Source organism: Reyranella sp. CPCC 100927 (assembly GCF_007859315.1).
GTDB lineage: Bacteria > Pseudomonadota > Alphaproteobacteria > Reyranellales > Reyranellaceae > Vineibacter.
Genome location: NZ_VOHA01000001.1, coordinates 727,193 through 745,890 on the forward strand (window position 1 = coordinate 727,193; position 18,698 = coordinate 745,890).

The window sequence follows — 18,698 nt, forward strand, 5'->3', positions numbered from 1 at the left end:
ACACCCTTCAGCCGTTGCTTTCTCCGTGCTGTCCTTCGACCTGCTGTCGCAAATCTTCGCCATCATGGCGCCGGTGCTGTTGTGCACCGCTGTCGGCTATATCTGGGGCCTGCTCAAGCGGCCGTTTGATCCCGGCATTACCACGGCGCTGGTATCGTCCATTGCGGCACCTTGCCTGGTTTTCAGTGCGTTGACGCGACTGGAGGTGTCGGCGGCAGCCCTGGGTCAACTCGCCGCCGCGACGTTCGCCTGCTATGCCGCGATGGGCCTGCTGGGGTGGACCGTGCTGCGGCTGGTCGGGTTGCCGGCGCACTCCTACCTGCCGGCGCTGATGTTTCCCAATGGCGGCAATGTCGGCCTGCCGCTGTGTTTCCTGGCCTTCGGGCCTGAAGGCCTGGCGCTGGGTATCGCCTGGTTCGCCGTGGGTGCCGTCGGCCAGTTCACGGTCGGCATCAATATCGCGGCCGGCAGCTTCGCCATCGGTAAGCTGGTGCGCCAGCCGATCCTTTACGCCATCGCACTGGCCTTCGTCTTCATTCTGGTGGGCCACAGGCCGCCGGTTTGGCTCGTCCGCACGACTGAGATCATGGGCAACATGCTGATCCCGCTCATGCTGTTGTCGCTGGGCGTGTCGTTGGCAACCCTGAAGGTGACACGTCCGGGACGCGCAGCAGCGCTATCCGCGTTGCGGTTGGCTGGCGGATTCTCAATCGGCCTGGTGGTGGCCTGGGCGTTCGGACTGACGGGTGCCGCGCGCGGCGTGCTGATCATCCAGTCGGCGATGCCGGTGGCGATCTTCAACTATCTCTTCGCCCTGCAATACAAGCGTGAGCCGGCCGATGTCGCCGGCATGATCGTGATCACCACGGTGGTCTCGTTCCTCAGCCTGCCGGCCCTGCTGCTCTACGTATTGCCTTAGACGCGGCGCCCGAAAAGCAGCGTTGCGCGCCCCTGCATGGCAGCGGCAGCAGAATCGCGCCATGCTGCGTGCCGCACACGGAGGAAACGAATGCTGCCGTTGGAAGGCATCAAGGTCATCGAGTTGGCGCAGAACCTTGCCGGACCGTTCTGTGCCCAGATCCTGGCGCATCTGGGCGCCGATGTGATCAAGATCGAAAAGCCGAACGGCGGCGACGATGCGCGCGGCTGGGGCCGGCTGCTGTCGCCGGACGCCAGTTCCTCGTTCAACGCGGTCAATCTCAGCAAGAAGTCGGTCGCCGCCGACCTGAAGAACCCGGCCGATGTCGCGAAGGTGCTTCGGCTGATCGATACGGCCGACGTCGTGGTGCAGAACATGCGCCCCGGCACGCTGGAGAGCATGGGGCTGGGCGCCGAGGCGCTGATGGCACGCAATCCGCGGCTGATCTACTGCTCGGTCAATGCCTACGGCACGACGGGACCCAAGAAGATGGATCCGGGCTACGAGCCGATCGTGCAGGCCTTCTCCGGCATGATGATGATGTCGGGCATGCCGGGCGGTCCGCCGGTGCGCATGGGCACGCAGGTGCTGGACCACGGCAGCGCCATGTGGGCCGCCATCGGCGTGCTGGCGGCGATCGCCGAGCGGCATCGCACGGGGCGTGGGCGCAAGGTCGATACCTCGCTGCTGGAGACGGCGATCGGCTGGTGGACCAACCCATATTCAGGCTACGCCGCCACTGGGGAGGTGCCGGAGCGGCATCCGACCGGTAGCCGCGGTGTCGTGATCTTTGAAGGCCTCGAGACCGCCGATGGTCCCATCATCGTCGCCGCGGGCAACGATGCCCTGTTCCGCAAGCTCTGCCCCGTGATCGGCAAGCCGGAATGGGCGAGCGACCCGGGCCTGGCGACCAACCGTCAGCGGGTCGAGCGCCGCGACGAGATCGTCCAGGAGATGGAGCGCATCCTGCGCACCAAGCCGCGCGCCCACTGGCTGAAGGTCATTGCCGCCGCCGGCATCCCTTGCACGCCCATCAACTCGCTGCCCGAGATGCTGGCCGAGCCGCAGACCGAAGCGATCGGCATGCTGCAGGCGGTGCCGAATCTGGAGCGCGATGTCCGGCTGATTGCACTGCCGGTCCAGTTCGACGGCAAGCGCCCGCCGATCCGCAATCGCGCACCCAAGATCGGCGAGCACACGAAGGAAGTGTTTGGCGATGAATGACGCACTTCAGCACGAGTTGGGCCTTCATGGTTCGACAAGCTCACCATGAAGGCGCCTTTACGCCGCCACTGGCAGGCGCAGCGTGAAGCGTGCGCCCTGGATCTGGCCATCGGGCGCGCGCACATTGCCGGCGGCGATGGAGCCGCCGTAGGCGTCGACGATCTGGCGACAGATCGATAGGCCCAGGCCGGAGTGTTTGCCGAACTGCTCGGCGTTGGGTCGCTCCGAGTAGAAGCGACGGAAGATCGATTCGAGATTGGCGTCAGGAATGCCCGGGCCCTGATCGTCGATCGTGATGACGATCTGATCGCGCTCGCGCATGACGCCCAGCGCGATCATGCCGTTCTTGGGGCTGAACGAGATGGCGTTGTCGACGATGTTGCGCACCACTTGGCCGTAGCGGCCCTCGTGTCCCAGCGCGATGAAGGGCTTGCCGCCCAGCACGTTGAGCTGGACGCGCACGCCCACCTCGGCGGCGGCCGTGGCATTGTAGGCATCGGTGATCGATGACAGCAGGCGGCCGACGTCGACGACTTGCGGGTCGCTGCGCTGCAGGTCGGCATCGAGCCTCGATGAGTCGGCGATATCACTGATCAACCGGTCGAGCCGCTTCACGTCGTCCAGCACGATCTCCATGAGCTTGGCCCGCTTTTCCTTGTCGTCGATGCGGGTTGCGACCTCGACGGCGGACCGCAGCGACGTCAGTGGGTTCTTCAACTCGTGCGCCACGTCGGCGGCAAACGTGTCGATGGCATCGATGCGCTGCCACAGGGCGTCGGTCATGGCGCGCAGCGATTCGCCGAGATCGCCGATCTCGTCGTTGCGAGCGCCGAAATCGGGCATACGCGGCGTGCCTTCGCGCGCAAAGCGGATCTGGTCGGCCGCGCGCGCCAGCCTTTGGATCGGCCGCGAGATGGTGCTGGCCAGGAACAGCGACAACAGCACCGTGGCCGCCAGCACCACGGCGGCGATGCGAAACACGTCCAGGCGCAGCTGACGGATGCGGATGGCGATCGCCGTATCGTCGTGCGTCAGCATCAGGGCGCCCAGCACTTGCTTGTAGCGCTGCACCGGCACCGCTACCGACAGGATCAGCCGTCCTTCCGGCGTGCGTCGGGCGGTGCGCGTGTTGATGCCGCGCAACGCCTGTTCGACCCAGGGATAGTCGCGCGCCACCGGATCGGGCAGCTCGACGTACTCGCCATCGGAGCGCGCCACCCGCAGGCGTGCGTCAATCCAGTCGCTGAGCCGGGTCAGGGCATCGCGCGGCGCCGGCTGGGCATTGGGCGGTGGTAGTGCCTGTGACGTGATGCGTCCGGCGCGGTCGCGCAGCGTGCGGGTGTCGCCGAGCATCTCGCCGGTCTCGGCGAACAAGCGGCCGCGAATCCCGATCGGCGCCGTCAGACGCGACATCAGCTGGTTGGCCTGGTCGCGATCGAGCCGATTGATGGTGGTCTCGCCGCCGCGGACGGCGCCCTCGCCGAGACCGGTGGCGACGATTTCGCCGTGCACGGTCAGCGCCGCCAGCTCGGCTTCGATCAGCGTGTCCTCATAGTCACCCAGGAAGACCACGCCGGCGGCCAGCAGCGCGATGGGCAGCATGTTGAGCAGCAGCACACGACGCGTCAGCGGTGAGAACCGTCGTCCGCGCCGTCGCCGACGCAGCAGCGAGGATGTCGCGCTGGCCGAAGGGTCCGCAGGCGGCAACTGCCGCTGCGCGGGGAACAGCCAGCCGGTTCCCCAGCGTTGCCACCAGGGCCGGCGCCGGCTCGTCGAGTCGACGTCCGACGGTGGTGCCGACCTGGTCTTGGCGTGGGGCTTATTGCCCGTCGCGGTACCGGTATCCGATTCCATACAAGGTTTCGATCTGGGCGAACTCGTCGTCGATCTCACGGAACTTCTTGCGCAGTCGCTTGATGTGACTGTCGATCGTCCGGTCATCGACGTAGATCGTCTCGCCGTAAGCCGCGTCCATGAGCTGGTCGCGGTTCTTCACGTGGCCCGGGCGCTCGGCCAGCGACTTCAGCAGCAGAAATTCGGTGACCGTCAGGTTCACCTGTTTGTTTCTCCAAACGCACAGGTGGCGCGACGGATCCAGCACCAGGTCGCCGCGCACGATGCGTTCGCCGGCATCCTTGGCGTCGGGGCTGGCCTTGTCGCCGCGCCGCAACAGGGCCCGGATGCGCTCCAGCAGCAGACGCTGCGAAAAGGGCTTCTTGATGTAATCGTCGGCACCCATGCGCAGGCCCAGGACCTCGTCGATCTCCTCGTCCTTGGAGGTGAGGAAGATCACGGGCATGGTTTGGGTCTTGCGCAGCCGGTTCAGCAGCTCCATGCCGTCCATGCGCGGCATCTTGATGTCCAGGATCGCCAGATCGGGCGGACTGGCGTTGAGGCCTTCCAGGGCGGCGACCCCGTCGTTGAAGGTCTTGACGGTGAAGCCTTCGGCCTCCAGCAGCATGGAAACCGAGGTCAGAATGTTCCGGTCGTCGTCGACCAGGGCAATCGTCTTCTTCATGTGGGGCCTCCAGGGTGGACCCGGGCGGGGTATGCGCTGTCTTTGAGCATACACAAGCCGAAGGGGAAAGGGGCGATGCCGAGATTGACCCCCCGGCGCGCCGGCGGCACGGTCATGGCATGACACCTTCACCGGAACTGGAACCCGCGCCGCAGGCACGTATCCTGATGCGCAGCCTCGACCGTGCCACCCTGGCCAGCGCGCTGCCCGCGTCGCAGGCCATCCCCGAGGGCCAGGGGGCGGCCTGGCCTTATGCGTCCTTGGTATTGACGGCTGTCGACCATGATTTGGCGCCGATTCTGCTGCTCAGCGCGCTGGCCGAACACAGCAAGGCGATCGCCGCCGACGCACGCGTATCGCTGCTGTTCGATGGTACGACCGGCCTGGAGCAACCCCTGACCGGTCCTCGATTGACGGTGCTGGGTCATGCACGGCGCACGACCGAACCGCGACTGCGGCAGCGCTTTCTGGCGCGTCATCCGGACGCAGCTTTGTACGCCGATTTCAGCGATTTTCACGTCTACCGGCTTGAGATCACACGAGCCCACCTGGTGGCCGGGTTCGGCCGTATCCGCTGGGTGGAACCGGCCGACTTGGTCGGGGCGCCAGTGTCAATGGCGCTGATCGAGCGCGAAGTCGATATTGTCAGTCACATGAATGAGGATCATCACGATGCCATCGATCTATACGCTACGCGATTGCTGGGGCGTGCCGGCACCGGGTGGCGCATGACCGGCATCGACGCCGACGGCTTCGACCTGCGACGCGCTGGGGAAGTGGCCCGTCTCGACTTCGCGGTGCCGATACTGGATGCCGAGCAAGCACGTGCTGCGTTGGTCGCGTTGGTCAAACAGGCGCGGGCGGCACTGTGAGTGAATCGACTGAACACAAACGATAGAACAAAACGTGACAGTGGATTGCAATGTTTCACACTTGCCGCGAAGCGGAACCTTCCACAGATTCGTCACGTTTAACCGGCAAGTCGCATGTTGCCGGGTCCGGGGCACCTCCGTAGGGTGGGTGTTCGCTTTCCGGGCGTAGTTCCATCTGATTCCCTTGCGACACAAAAAGTGTAGGGACACAGGAGACCAAGACGTGCAGCAGGCAGGAATGGCCATCAGCAAACATGGCCTTGACTCACTGGGGTTGAAAAATCTCGGGAACGTTCATTGGAACCTACCCGTCTCCGCACTCTATGAGCACGCGATCCGCCGCGGCGAAGGCGTGCTCAGCAAGGGCGGGCCTCTGTGCGTTCTGACCGGCGTGCACACGGGCCGCTCGCCCGGCGACAAGTTCTTCGTCCGCGAACTCTCCAGCGAAGGCAAGATCGACTGGGGCAAGACCAACCAGGCGATCGAAGCGCGCCAGTTCGACGGTCTGCTGTCCCGCATGCTGGCCTACGCCCAGCGCCGCGATCTCTACGTTCGGGAATGCTATGCGGGTGCCGATCCGGCGCATCGCATCGGCGTGCGGGTGATCACCGAGACTGCTTGGCACAATCTGTTTGCCATGAACATGTTCCTTCGCCCGCCGCGCGAGGACCTGGCCGATTTCCGCCCCGACTTCACCATCCTGCAGTTGCCCGGCTTCCAGGCGGTGCCCGAGATCGATGGTACCCGCTCCGACTGCGCCATCGTCTGCGACTTCCGCCGTAACCTCGTGGCGATCTGCGGCACCTGGTATGCCGGCGAAATCAAGAAGTCGGTGTTCACCATCCTGAACTACCTGCTGCCGGAAAAGAACGTGCTGCCCATGCACGCATCGGCCAACATCGGTCCCAAGGGTGATGTTGCGATCTTCTTCGGCCTGTCGGGTACCGGCAAGACGACCCTGTCGGCCGATGCGTCGCGCACCCTGATCGGCGACGACGAGCATGGCTGGGGCGAGAGCAGCGTCTTCAACTTCGAAGGCGGTTGCTACGCCAAGGTGATCAAGCTCAGCCGCGAGGCGGAGCCCGAGATCTATGCCACCACCGAGCGCTTCGGCACGGTGCTGGAGAACGTGGTGGTCGATCCGCTCACCGGGCTGCTCGACCTTGACAGCAACAAGTTCACCGAGAACACGCGCGCCTGCTACCCGCTGGATTTCATCCCCAACGCCAGCGTCACGGGTATCGCCAAGACGCCCGACAACATCATCATGCTGACGGCCGATGCGTTCGGCGTGTTGCCGCCGATCAGCCGTCTGTCGCCCGAGCAGGCGATGTACCACTTCCTCAGCGGCTACACGGCCCGCGTGGCCGGCACCGAAAAGGGCGTCAGCGAGCCGCAAGCGACGTTTTCCACCTGCTTTGGCGCCCCCTTCATGCCGCGCCACCCGACGGTGTACGCCAAGATGCTGGGCGAGAAGATGGCCCGGCAGAACGTGAAGTGCTGGCTGGTCAACACGGGCTGGTCAGGCGGCGGTTTTGGCGTCGGCGAGCGCATGTCGATCCGTCATACGCGGGCGATGGTGCGTGCGGCGCTGGATGGTCGGCTGGCACAGGTGGCCTCGACACCGGATCCACACTTTGGTCTGCTGGTGCCGTCGGCATGCCCCGACGTGCCGAGCGATGTCTTGAACCCGCTGACCAGCTGGAAGGACAAGAAGGCCTACGAAACCGCGGCCCGGGATGTGGCACGCCGCTTCGAGTCCAACTTCAAGCAGTTCGAGACCGCCGTCGACGGCAAGGTGAAACAGGCCGCGATCCGCGCCGCGGCCTAGCGGCAGGACCATTCGACAACGAGGCCCGCGTCCTGGACGCGGGCCTCTGTCGTTATGGGGTTATCGTCCGCGCAGGCGAGCCACCATCAGCCATGCCGCGGCACCCAGGATCAACGCTGCGCCCAGCCACTCGCCGGCGGTGAGTGCCGGTGGATCGACCCAGCCGGCGTGGCCGGCACCCAGTTCGATCGCGATGGTGAAGGCCGGCATCAGCATCAAGGCGATCAGGTAAGCCTGCGTGCCGGCATGGCGCAGGGCGTAGAACGTCAGCCACTGGCCAGGACCGCGAAAGACCAGACCGGCCACGACGCCCCACAGCCACAGCGTGGGATTGCCGAACGCATTGCCGTCGGGATCCCAGGGTGAGCGCGTCAGCTCAAGCATGCCGGTGACGCTCCACGCCACGATCAGCACGATCGACGTGATGATCAACGTCTCGGCGGTGAAGCGGCTGCGCTCGGCCATGTTGTCGCTGCGGTTGCGCGGATGCTTTTCGACGGCGAGCGCCGTCACCACGACCCCGGTTTCCGACGCCAGCAACCACAGCGCGCCATAGTAGGCGGTACTGGGTGTGAGGCAGGCGATCAGAACGACGAGCCCGAGCGCCAACAGGCTCAGGGCCGCGCGCTCCACGGGCGACGGGACGAGGCGATAGGCGATGAGCCCTGCCACGGCCCCCATCAGCACATTGGCCGTCGACAGCAGCGTGCTCTGCGATGCCACCAGCCATGCCAACGCAGCCGACGATGCGCCGGTGATGGCGACGCGCAGTACGCCGTAGCCCACCATCCAGGGTGTGAAAAGCGATTGCCAGTTGCCGGGTGCCCTGCGGCCGATCCAGAAGATCACGAGGCCTCCGGCCAGCAACTGCACCAGCGTGTAAGCCCAGGGATCAAGACCCGCGCGTGACACCACGAAGCGGGTGACGACGAGGTAGACCGCCCACAGCCCGGCCGTGGCCAGAGCGATCGTGAAGGCGCGCGACATGGCGGGGAGAGGGTATCAGGATCGGAAGCGCAGCAGCATGTGGTTGATGCCGTTCAGCACCACGTAGACCTGTTCGAACTGCTGCTGGAACTCATCCCATACCGGCAGTCCGCCGCGCATCGCCATCGAGGTGTAGATCTCGGCAATGCTTTTGCGCCCGTCGATCTGGCTGACGATCGCACTGGCCAATGGCGGCAATTGCGCGCGCCAGGGAAAGCCGTCGAGGTTGGCGACCAGGGGCGTGCCCGGCCTCAGGCCCTGCGCCAGGGCTGCCGCGTCCATCTCGCGCAATACCGGAATGGCCGAGGTGTCCTCTGGCCGGGCGACCGTGTCGTAGCCCGCCTTGGTCGCGTAGAAGACGTGGGTGCGCAGGTTGCTGGCCAGCCGTTCGGCGAACGCGGCCCGCTCGAGGAACGGCAGCGTCGCGATATCCCGGCCGATCTGCGGATCGCTCATGTAGGTGGTCGGCTCGTAGCGCATCGGCTCCATGAAGGCGACCAGCCGCAGTCCGGCACGCTTGGTCATGTCCACGATCTGCGGAACCGTATAGGCCCGGTCCTGGCTGTGCAGCAGCAGGTCATAGAGGGCCGCGTCGTTGCCCGACAGGTGGTCGTTCAGGAACGTGTTGCGGCGGAACAGGTTGGTCGGCGGCAGGAAGCGGATCAGCCGCTTAGCCATCGCCAGTCGTTCGGCCGGGGCCGTACCGATCGGGCTCAGGGTGCGCAGCAGATCCTGCATGGGATAGACGCCACTGCGGCCGTATTCGCCGTAGAGCATGAGACCCATGCCGCCTTCCGGCGCCAGGGAATCGGCCAGCGTGTCCAGGCCGGCCTGGGGATCGGGCAAATGATGCAGCACGCCGGTGCAGTCGATGTAGTCGAATTGGCCCAGCGCCAGCGACGGCAGGTCGAGCAGCGATGCGGTGTGGAAGCGCACGTTGCGCAGGCCGCGCGCCTGCGCCCGCGCCTCGGCGATGGCGCGCGACGCTTCCGAAATGTCGAGATAGACGACCTCGGCCGGGCACTTCAGATCCTGCAACTGCTGCGCCAGCATGATGCAGGCATCACCGGTACCGCCGCCGGCGATCAGCGCCCGCAACGGCTGACGGAAGTCGCGCCGGCCGGCACAGAGATAGTGGTTGATCTCCAGCACATGGCTGGGGGTCCCGACGACCAGGCGCCGGGCCTCGTCAGCCGGATCGCGCGGCGGGTAGGGCATCGCCTCGTACTGCGCGCGCACCGTGGCGTCGGTCTTCGCCGGAGAGTTCGCTGCGGGGGCAGGCGGCGCTCCGGCGGTGACGTCATGACTCATGGTGCGGATCGGCTCGGCAAAAACGTCCGGCGCCTGTTGCGCGCGCCGCGGACGTGCTAAGCGCGCAGGCAATCTACAACATCTTGTGCCTCAATCTGGCGGACGATGAAAGGCTATTTCGGTATCGGCGTCGAAGGTGTGACCAAGGCGATGAATGTCGGTGCCTTGTTCAGGACGGCGCACGCCTTCGGCGCCAGCTTCGTCTTCACCGTGAATGCCCAGTACCGGCGTGGCGAGGGAAGCCTGTCCGACACGTCCGATACGCCGGGTGCGGTGCCGACCTACCACTTCGCTAGCATCCAGGAGTTTCGCCTGCCACAGGCCTGCCGCTTGGTCGGTATCGAGATCACACCCGAGGCCGTCGAGCTTCCCAGCTTTCGCCACCCGCGCCAGGTTGCCTATCTTCTGGGGGCCGAGCGCGAGGGGCTCTCTGCCGATGCCCAGGCGCTGTGCGATTTCGTTGTGCGAATTCCCATGCGGTTCTCGGTCAATTTGGGGATCGCGGGCGCCATCGTCATGTATGACCGCCTGGTCAGCCTGGGACGGTTTGCCGACCGGCCGGTAGCCGCGGGGGGACCGCAGACGCCGCTGCCGCCGCCGGTGTTCGGTGAGCCGATCTGGAAACGACGCCAGCGGCGAAAGATGCAGGCGGCTGCCAAACCGGCAGGTGAGGGCTGACTCCAGGCCTCGCGATGGTGGTTTGCCGGTGGTTGGGCTATGATTCTGCAATGAAAATTCACGATCGTTGGATATCGCGTGGGCTCGTTGCCGGTGTGGCTGCAGCCGGTGTGGCCGTGTCGGCCCTGGCCTGGGGACAAGCGGCGCCGCCGGCCGGTGAAGCGCCTGACCAGCCCCGCAAGCTCGACGATTTTGGCGACTGGCGGGCGCTGGCGGCGGGCGGTGATGAGGACCGTACCTGCTATGTGACGCAGAAGGCGATACCGACCCCGCCGGAAGGGCGAGCCAAGGACCGGCCGCTGCTCTACGTGACCCAGCGGCCGACCAAGAACGCACTTAACGTGGTGGCCTATTTCGCCGGCTATGCGGTCAAACCGGACAGTGACATTGAGCTGGATTTTGGCTTCGCCAAGTACCGCCTGTTCGCCCAGGAGGGCAGTAACGGTGCCTGGTCGCCCAGTCCCGAGGTCGATGCACGGATCGTCGACTCCATGCGGGTCGGCCAGGTGGTGACCGTGCGGGGCGTCGACACGGCCGGCCGCGAAGTCGCCGACACCTTTTCGCTGCTGGGCTTCACGGCGGCTTTTTGGCGCGCCTCCCAGGAGTGCCGCGTCCGGTAGTTGCGCCGGCGCGGGCACGAGACTATCAGTCCGCAATGTCCGTTCTGCAGACCGAACCGCTGGCGATCCTGGAGCCGCTGCGCCGCAACGACCTGCGCCCCAATCTGGTCGGCCTGAGCCGGGCCGAACTGAAGGCGCTGCTGGCCGAGCACGGGCTGGAGCCGTTCCGGGCCGGCCAGATCTGGCACTGGATCTATTGGCACGGCGCGCGTGATTTCGCGGCCATGAGCACCATCGCGCGCAAGACGCGCGAGCGGCTGGAGGAGCTGTTCGTCATCGAACGGCCGCAGATCGCCGTCGAGCAGCGCTCGGTTGACGGCACCCGCAAGTGGCTGCTGCGCCTGACCGACGGCAATGAGGTCGAGTGTGTCAACATCCCGGAGGCGGATCGCGGTTCGGTGTGCGTGTCGAGTCAGGTCGGCTGCACGTTGACCTGCAGCTTCTGCCACACCGGCACGCAGCCGCTGGTGCGCAACCTGACGGCGGCGGAAATTGTCGGCCAGTTCATGGTGGCGCGCGACAGCTATGGCGAGTGGCCGACGCCGATCGAGACCACGCGCATGCTCAGCAACATCGTCATGATGGGCATGGGCGAGCCGCTCTACAATCTCGACAATGTCGCCAAGGCATTGCGGATCGTCATGGACGACCAGGGCGTCGCGCTCAGCAAGCGGCGCATCACGCTGTCGACGTCGGGCATCGTGCCCATGATTCCCAGAGTGGGGGCCGATCTGGACGTGAACTTGGCCGTCTCGCTGCATGCCGTGACGGACGAGGTGCGCGACGTGCTGGTGCCGGTCAACAAGAAATGGCCGATCGCCGAACTCCTCAAGGCCTGTGCCGCCTACCCCGGCGCCAAGAACAGTCGGCGCATCACCTTCGAGTACGTAATGCTGAAGGGTGTCAACGACAGCGACGCCGATGCGCGCGAACTGGTGCGGCTGCTCAAGCCGATCCATGCCAAGGTGAACCTGATCCCGTTCAACCCGTGGCCGGACGCACCCTACGAGTGCAGCTCCAACAACCGCATCCACCGCTTCGCCGAGATCGTCAACGCGGGCGGTTTGTCGGCACCGGTGCGCACGCCGCGCGGCCGCGACATCCTCGCTGCCTGCGGCCAGCTCAAGAGCGAGAGCAAGCGCGACCGCCGGACAAAGGTGCGCGACGTCGAAGCACGTGCTGCCATTTGACGGGTAGAACACTGCCGGAAGACAACCGTTGACACGCTGCAGTGTCGCCGGCTTCATTGGCCCTGGGGTGGGCTATCTCTGGATTTGCTGTTCCGGACTGAGCCGGGTGGCAAGATCGGACAGCGAGGCAAAAATGCGATAGCCCGGTAAACACGGGGAATCGCTCGATGATGCGTCGTTCCTTTCTGGCCGTCGCCGCAAGCGCCGGTCTGTCTGCATGCCTGACAACAGACGACATACAGCACGCGCACCCCAGCAGCGGCCTCATGGCGGCATTCGAGGCACCGTACGACCGGGTCCGCGCCTCGACATTGTCGATACTGGGGCGGCTTGGGGTGACGATCGAGAGCGTCGAGGAGTTCTCGGACGGGACGCGTATTCTGGTCGCGAACGGAATGACCGGCTTCAGCTGGGGAGAAGTCGGCCGCGTGATCGTTGAGCGGCGACCCACGACGCCGATCCCGGTTCGCGTGCTTTGGGTGAAGCGTTACCAGCGCCAGCTGACCGGCACGAGCCAGGCGGAATTTGCCCAGCAACTCTACCGCGGCATTTCTGACGACCTCGGGGGTTTTTGAGTCGCTGTGTCATGCGGCAAGGCGGAGCATTTGTCCGCCTTGCCCACGCTTGATGATGTCGGGCGGTTATGACGGCACCTGATCCAGAAAACCGGTCACGGCCTGCAACCGGCCCGCGTCAATGACGGCAAAGTCCGTGCCTTTCACCAGCGCCGGCCCGCCGTCGGGTGCGAGCGCCCAAGAGAAACGAACGCGATCCTGGTAGGCGTCGACCTTGCCCGTCAGGCTGAAGCGGTGGCCGGGGAACTTGGCCTGCACGCCGGCGATCATGGTGTCGATCCCGGTATGACCGTCGCTCTGCATCAGCGGATCGAGATAGCTCGCATTCTCGGTCCAGGTGCGCGCGATGATGTCGCGGCGGCGTGCGGGGTCGGTTTCGTTCCACGCGGCAATGTAGCGATCGACCAGGTCGGCGGGATTGCTCATGTCAGGGCTCCATCGGTAAGGCAACCGCGTCGTTCGATGGTCGGTGCGGTGCCTGACGCGAACATCGGTGGTCTGCTGCCGTCTCTCAATTCTCTCGATGGTAATCGGATGCTGTCACGCGGCGATAACCATCGACGTAATCGCTTTGGTGCGTGGCACGGTCCATGCTGACCGCGTTCACTCGAACGGAGCCTGCGCATGGCTGACGCAACTGAAACCATCGCCCACCGCATCTGCCCGGTCTGCGAAGCCTGCTGCGGCCTGGAGCTACGACTCAAGGACGGCAAGGTGACGTCGATTCGGGGTCACGACGCTGATGTATTCAGCGCCGGCTACATCTGCCCCAAAGGGGCGGCACTGAAGGATCTGCACGAAGATCCGGACCGGTTGCGCACGCCCCTGATCAAGCGCGACGGACGCTTTGTCGAAGTCAGCTGGGACGAAGCCTTCGCCGAAATCGAGCGCAGGCTGCCGCCGATCCTGGCGCAGCATGGCCGCAATGCTGCGGCGCTCGTCATCGGCAATCCCACGGTGCATCAGGTCGGCCTGATGCTGTACTTCCCGCGCCTGGCCAAGGCGCTGGGCACACAGAACATGTACAGCGCCTCGACCCTTGACCAGATGCCCAAGCAGCTCTCGTCGGGCCTGATGTTCGGACATTGGTTGTCCATCCCGGTGCCCGATATCGAGCGCAGCGACTTCCTGCTGATCCTGGGCGCCAATCCTGTCGTGTCCAACGGCAGCCTGTGGACGGTGCCCGACTTCCGCGGCAAGGCCAAGGCGCTGCGGGCTCGTGGCGGGCGTATCGTCGTGATCGATCCGCGCCGCAGCGAGACCGCGGCAATGGCCGACGCGCACCATTTCATCCGGCCAGGCAGTGATGTGTTCCTGCTGCTGGGCCTGGTGCACACGCTGTTCGACGAGAATCTGGTGCGGTTGGGTCGGCTGGCACCGCATGTCGCCGGCCTCGACGCTTTGGCCAAGGCCGTCGCTGAATTCTCGGCCGAGCGTGTGGCCGCGCGTTGCGGGATGGCGGCGATCGCGATTCGCGATCTGGCGCGCACGCTCGCCGCCGCGGAGCGCGCTGCTGTCTACGGTCGCCTTGGCACTTGCACCCAGGAATACGGCACCCTGGTGAGCTGGCTGATCGATGTTCTGAACGTGTTGACCGGGCACCTCGATGAGCCGGGCGGCGCGATGTTTCCCAAGGCGCCCGCCTTCGCCGCCAATGCTGCCGGCAAGCCGGGCAGCGGCCGGGGCATCGTTACTGGTCGCTGGCACAGCCGTGTCGGCGGTGCGCCGGAAGTCTTTGGCGAGTTGCCGATCACCTGTCTTGCCGAGGAGATCGAGACGTCGGGCGATGGCCGGATCCGGGCGCTGATCTCGGTTGCCGGCAACCCTGTTCTGTCGGCGCCGAACGGGTCACGCCTCGCGACCGCGCTGGACCAGCTCGATTTCATGGTCAGCGTCGACATCTACCTCAACGAGACGACGCGCCACGCCGATGTCATTCTGCCCGGCAGCTCGCCGTTGGAGGAGGTGCACTACGACATAGCCTTCCCACAGCTGTCGTACCGCAATCAGGCGCGCTTCAGTCCAGCCGTATTCACGCGTCCGTCTGATCATCTCGCCGAATGGCAGAGCCTGCTGCGCCTGATCGCGATCGTGCAGGGTCGGGGAGCGGCCGCCGATATACGGCAGCTTGACGATGACATCGTCGCCGACGATGTGCGCCGGATCGCAGGCCCGCAGGCCGAGGCCGTGATGCAGGCCGTGTCGGATCTGCAGGGGCCGGAGCGACAGATCGACCTGGCGCTGCGCGCCGGGCCTTACGGCGACATGTTCGGTATGAAGCCCGACGGACTCAATTTGGCGAAGCTCAAGGCCGCGCCGGCGGGCATCGACCTGGGGCCGCTGGCACCCCGCCTGCCCGATCTGCTGCGCACGCCGTCCGGCAAGATCGAACTGGCGCCGGCAATGCTGTTGGACGACCTCAGGCGGCGGCCGGCCGCCGATCTCGCACGGCCGCTGCCTGAGCTGGTGATCGTCGGCCGCCGCCAGGTGCGTTCCAACAACAGCTGGATGCACAACCTGCCAATCCTGGCCAAGGGTCCGTTTCGCTGTACCGCGCTGGTGCATCCGCAGGACGCGCAACGTCTGGGACTGCAGAGCGGTCGGATGGCGCGCATCGTCAGCGGCAATCATGCCATCGAAGCGCAGATCGAGATCAGCGACGACATGATGCCGGGCGTCGTCAGCCTGCCGCACGGCTGGGGTCATGACAAACATGGCGCCCGGCTGACACGCGCTGCCGAAAGGCCTGGCGCCAACCTGAACGCACTGTTCGATGGCAGCCTGCGCGATCCACTTTCAGGCAACGCCGTACTCAGCGGTGTGCCGGTAAAACTGGCACCTGTTGTGTAGGCACCGCGACCGCGGGTGCTCGGTTCTCTAGAGAGGCCGTCGCTCGAATTCCATCACGCGTGACAGGAATGCGATTTCCGTCGTACGCGCCGTCAGGCCGTGTGCCGAGAAGAGGGCATCGGGGTCCGACGTGACCCAGTCGGTGAAATAAGGTTCGTGGAAGTAGTAGGGGAAGAGGTCGAACAGCCCCTTCCATTCCGGCCGATCGCTCTCGAGTGCCGAATCAATGACGATCGCGCGGCCACCAGGCTTCAGCACGCGCGCCATCTCGGCGACGGCGGCGCGGCGCACCTTCGGAGGCAGCTCGTGGAACAGGAACGACGCGGTGATCAGATCGATGCTGGCATCGGCAAAGGGCAGCGCTTCGGCGGCACCTTCGATCCATTTCAACCGCCGCGAGGTGCCCATGGTACGGCGGGCGTGGTCCAGATACGGCCGGCTGAGGTCGAGACCGGTAACATGCAGGCCGGGAAACGCATGACGGATGAAGCCGGGTAGCCGCCCCGTGCCGGTGCCGATATCGAGCAGGCGTGCCTGGCGCTGGTCCTGGTTGCCCAGGAACAGCGCGATGGGCTTGAGCGCGCGGCGGCGCATCACGTCGGCGGCACCGGTGAACAGGGTCTCGACCTGGACGTCATAGACCGCGGCCGACTCTTCGGTCAGCCAGCCGCCGCTCTGGTAGTGGAAGTTCTGGCGATAGTAGCGCGGCAGGTGCGCATGCGCCGGATCATGGTTCGGCTCATCGTTGGTGCGCGCGTGGCGACGCTCGTCCACTTTCGGCAGGTCGCGGAAATAGAGGGCGCTGCGGCGCAGCCAGGCAATTGGATCCTGGTCGAGGACGGGCGGCGGCGGGAACAGACCGGCTGCAATATCGTCCCATTCACGCGTGAACAACTGGCGCATGTCGCGCAGCAAAGTCTGCCGGTCAGGGAAGGGGCCCACGGGAAAATCCGGCCGGGGCATTGGTTTGAGCTGGCGCCGGCCGGCAGCGTAGTGGGCCAGGAACCAGCCGACCCGGGCGGTCTGGCCAGCCGCGTAGGCAACACGGTCGAGCATCGTGGGCATCGCGACTCCAATCGAGGACCGCGATTATAGACGGTCGTCACCCGCGGTGGCGAGATGACGCTCGGTCGCTGTACCGACCGTCATACCAGTGATGGCAAGCGTTTCAGTTTGTCGGGATTGCGCACGATGTAGATGCCGGCGATGCGTCCATCGACAATGTCGAGTGACAAGGTGAGCCGTGGCGCGCCGTGGAGGTGGCCGATCACACCGGGCATGCCGTTGATCCGCACGGGTGTACGCTGCATTTCTGCGGGCTGTTTGCGCGTGATGCCGACCACGAAACGCATCACGCGGTCAGCGCCGGTGATGACATTGAGGGCCGCCACCGCCTTGCCGCCGCCGTCCGACCACAGTTCGGCATCCGGTGCCAGCATGTCCATCAGGGCGGCGCGATCGCCGGTCAGGGATGCCTTGGCGAAACGCATGGCGAGCGCATCGGCCTGTGCCCGGTCGGGCGCGAAGCGCGGCCGCGCCGCCTTCAGGTGGCGATTGGCCCGCGACACCAGCTGGCGGCAGGCCTCCTCGCTCTTCTCCAGGGCACTGGCAACCTCGCCGTAGTCATACTCGAAAGCCTCGTGCAGCAGCCAGGCGGCCCGCTCGGCCGGGCTCAGCCGTTCCAGAACCACCAGGAACGCCAGCGACAGGGTGTCGTCGAGCGTCGGCGAGTCCTGGGTCTCGACAACCATCGGCTCGGGCAACCATGGCCCGATATAGGCATCGCGCTCGGTGCGGGCGCGGCGCAGGCGATCGATGCAGATGCGGGTGCAGGCCGAGACCAGCCAGGCCTGCGGTTTGCGTACGGTGCTGCGATCGGTCCGGTGCCAACGCAGGTAGGTATCCTGCACGGCGTCCTCGGCATCGCCCAGCGTGCCCAGCATGCGGTAGGCCAGCGCGCGCAAACGAGAGCGTTCGGCCTCGAATGTCGCGACGGGGTCGTCGTGGATGTGCTCAGCCATCACTCACCTTCACGGACACCGGGGTGCAACTGCGGGCCACGCCCAGAGCACGCTTCAGGCTGGGGTGGAAGCGGGCGATACCGATCTCGAAGGCCAGTGCCGCGACCGTCGCGGTACCATAGTGCTGCTGCAGGCGGGCGCGATACGTTTCCATGGCCGGATCGCCAGCGGCTACCGCCCGCCCCAGGCGAAAGGCGTCGGCCAACGGCGCCGGCAGGTCATCCAGTTGATCCGCCAGCACGGCGCGCAGCCAGTCCGCGCGCACGCCGTCAGCACGCGCCAGGTTAACGTGGATCTGAACGCACTCGCCGCAATCGTCGTGCACCACGGCGCCCAGTCCGGCGAAATGGAAGGGCGCCGGATCGCCGTGCGGTTTCCGGTTTGCCAGAGCGCTCACCTGCTGCAGTTTGCCGAAGGTGGCCGGCGATGTCCGGGCGATGTCGCGGACATAGTCCATCGTGACACCCAGGCGTCGTTCGGCGGCGCGAATGCCAGCGTTGATCACCAGGGCAGGCGCTCGGACCATGGCCACCAGGGTCGGCAGTTCCGGCTGGACGATGTGCCATGCCACCCATGCCGGCAGGTAGATACCGATGATTTCCGTGGCGACGGCGACGACGTCGGACAGCCCATGGTGGACGATGCCCAGCAGGTGCAGCAGGGCGTGGCCGATCAGGAAGATCGCGCCTGGCAGGGCAAAAAGCCGAGCCTGCGGCAGCGGCAGTAGTCCCATCAGCAAGCTGACCGAGGCGGCGGCGAAAGCGATGCCGATATCGGCCACGAAGTGCCCGTTGTATGGCCCTGTCTGCGGGACGCCCGGAGTCGTTGCGTACCAGAAGGGGCCGGCGGCCAGCATGATCAGGGCGTTCACCCCCAGCAGCGCGGGAATGACATAGGTCAGGGCCCCATGCCCCGGACGCGGCACGTCGGCGGAAGTCGCGCGGGCTGTGGTGGACGGATCGGGCATCGTCACGGCGGTCTCCGGCATTCGTACCCACCAGACGTGCCAGGCACGAAATCTGTGACATCCAGCCAATGAATTGATTTTATTCAGGATTTCGCCGCTTGCCCCGGCTTTGGCGCTGCCTATACTCCGGCCGCC

General features: G+C 65.7%; 17 protein-coding genes. 9 read left to right on the forward strand and 8 right to left on the reverse strand.

What is annotated here, in order from left to right; genetic code table 11:
- The first annotated feature begins 25 nt into the window (after positions 1-25).
- Together FQU96_RS03220 and FQU96_RS03225 are read left to right on the forward strand one after the other, a co-directional pair.
- Positions 26-919 (forward strand): AEC family transporter, encoded by an 894-nt coding sequence (locus FQU96_RS03220; RefSeq protein WP_146539380.1) that lies wholly within the window; start codon positions 26-28, stop codon positions 917-919.
- A 90-nt stretch (positions 920-1,009) separates the two neighbouring features.
- Positions 1,010-2,143: a CaiB/BaiF CoA-transferase family protein gene (locus FQU96_RS03225; RefSeq protein ID WP_178130285.1), complete on the forward strand. Its 1,134-nt coding sequence runs from the start codon at positions 1,010-1,012 to the stop codon at positions 2,141-2,143.
- Positions 2,144-2,200: 57 nt separating this feature from the next.
- Here FQU96_RS03225 and FQU96_RS03230 read toward each other — a convergent pair whose 3' ends face one another.
- Both FQU96_RS03230 and FQU96_RS03235 read right to left on the reverse strand, forming a co-directional pair.
- Entirely contained in the window at positions 2,201-3,997 is a 1,797-nt protein-coding gene (locus FQU96_RS03230; RefSeq protein WP_178130286.1) for a stimulus-sensing domain-containing protein, read from the reverse strand.
- A complete protein-coding gene (locus tag FQU96_RS03235) occupies positions 3,963-4,661 on the reverse strand; it encodes a response regulator transcription factor (RefSeq protein WP_146539383.1) in 699 nt (232 codons plus the stop codon). The genes FQU96_RS03230 and FQU96_RS03235 overlap by 35 nt, the downstream gene beginning before the upstream one ends.
- A gap of 14 nt (positions 4,662-4,675) precedes the next feature.
- Between FQU96_RS03235 and FQU96_RS03240 the strand changes: the two genes are divergently transcribed.
- Both FQU96_RS03240 and FQU96_RS03245 read left to right on the forward strand, forming a co-directional pair.
- Positions 4,676-5,533, forward strand: coding sequence for a HugZ family protein (locus FQU96_RS03240; RefSeq protein ID WP_218574581.1), 858 nt, complete (start codon positions 4,676-4,678; stop codon positions 5,531-5,533).
- 223 nt (positions 5,534-5,756) lie between these two features.
- Complete coding sequence (locus FQU96_RS03245; protein ID WP_146539384.1) at positions 5,757-7,364, forward strand: phosphoenolpyruvate carboxykinase; 1,608 nt, start codon at positions 5,757-5,759, stop codon at positions 7,362-7,364.
- Positions 7,365-7,424: 60 nt separating this feature from the next.
- Here FQU96_RS03245 and FQU96_RS03250 read toward each other — a convergent pair whose 3' ends face one another.
- Both FQU96_RS03250 and FQU96_RS03255 read right to left on the reverse strand, forming a co-directional pair.
- Positions 7,425-8,351: a hypothetical protein gene (locus FQU96_RS03250; RefSeq protein ID WP_146539385.1), complete on the reverse strand. Its 927-nt coding sequence runs from the start codon at positions 8,349-8,351 to the stop codon at positions 7,425-7,427.
- Between the two features lie 15 nt (positions 8,352-8,366).
- Entirely contained in the window at positions 8,367-9,662 is a 1,296-nt protein-coding gene (locus tag FQU96_RS03255) for a bifunctional 2-polyprenyl-6-hydroxyphenol methylase/3-demethylubiquinol 3-O-methyltransferase UbiG (RefSeq protein ID WP_146539386.1), read from the reverse strand.
- Between the two features lie 105 nt (positions 9,663-9,767).
- Here FQU96_RS03255 and FQU96_RS03260 point away from each other — a divergent pair, with 105 nt between their 5' ends.
- The 4 genes from FQU96_RS03260 to FQU96_RS03275 all read left to right on the forward strand — a co-directional run bounded on the left by FQU96_RS03260 (position 9,768) and on the right by FQU96_RS03275 (position 12,725).
- Entirely contained in the window at positions 9,768-10,340 is a 573-nt protein-coding gene (locus tag FQU96_RS03260) for an RNA methyltransferase (protein WP_146539387.1), read from the forward strand.
- 50 nt (positions 10,341-10,390) lie between these two features.
- Entirely contained in the window at positions 10,391-10,960 is a 570-nt protein-coding gene (locus FQU96_RS03265; RefSeq protein ID WP_146539388.1) for an invasion associated locus B family protein, read from the forward strand.
- Between the two features lie 35 nt (positions 10,961-10,995).
- Complete coding sequence (gene rlmN / locus FQU96_RS03270) at positions 10,996-12,150, forward strand: 23S rRNA (adenine(2503)-C(2))-methyltransferase RlmN (protein WP_146539389.1); 1,155 nt, start codon at positions 10,996-10,998, stop codon at positions 12,148-12,150.
- Between the two features lie 167 nt (positions 12,151-12,317).
- On the forward strand, positions 12,318-12,725 hold the full coding sequence (locus FQU96_RS03275) for a hypothetical protein (RefSeq protein WP_146539390.1): 408 nt from the start codon (positions 12,318-12,320) through the stop codon (positions 12,723-12,725).
- 66 nt (positions 12,726-12,791) lie between these two features.
- Here FQU96_RS03275 and FQU96_RS03280 read toward each other — a convergent pair whose 3' ends face one another.
- Complete coding sequence (locus FQU96_RS03280; RefSeq protein WP_146539391.1) at positions 12,792-13,151, reverse strand: nuclear transport factor 2 family protein; 360 nt, start codon at positions 13,149-13,151, stop codon at positions 12,792-12,794.
- A 198-nt stretch (positions 13,152-13,349) separates the two neighbouring features.
- Between FQU96_RS03280 and FQU96_RS03285 the strand changes: the two genes are divergently transcribed.
- Positions 13,350-15,575 (forward strand): molybdopterin-dependent oxidoreductase, encoded by a 2,226-nt coding sequence (locus tag FQU96_RS03285; protein WP_146539392.1) that lies wholly within the window; start codon positions 13,350-13,352, stop codon positions 15,573-15,575.
- A gap of 27 nt (positions 15,576-15,602) precedes the next feature.
- On the opposite strand, the gene FQU96_RS03290 is transcribed toward FQU96_RS03285, so the two are convergent.
- The 3 genes from FQU96_RS03290 to FQU96_RS03300 all read right to left on the reverse strand — a co-directional run bounded on the left by FQU96_RS03290 (position 15,603) and on the right by FQU96_RS03300 (position 18,569).
- Positions 15,603-16,640 (reverse strand): class I SAM-dependent methyltransferase, encoded by a 1,038-nt coding sequence (locus FQU96_RS03290; RefSeq protein ID WP_146539393.1) that lies wholly within the window; start codon positions 16,638-16,640, stop codon positions 15,603-15,605.
- An 80-nt stretch (positions 16,641-16,720) separates the two neighbouring features.
- The gene (gene sigJ / locus FQU96_RS03295) at positions 16,721-17,596 is read right to left on the reverse strand and encodes an RNA polymerase sigma factor SigJ (RefSeq protein WP_146539394.1); all 876 of its coding nucleotides are present in this window, start codon (positions 17,594-17,596) and stop codon (positions 16,721-16,723) included.
- Complete coding sequence (locus FQU96_RS03300; protein WP_146539395.1) at positions 17,589-18,569, reverse strand: carboxymuconolactone decarboxylase family protein; 981 nt, start codon at positions 18,567-18,569, stop codon at positions 17,589-17,591. The genes sigJ and FQU96_RS03300 overlap by 8 nt, the downstream gene beginning before the upstream one ends.
- Positions 18,570-18,698: the final 129 nt, after the last annotated feature.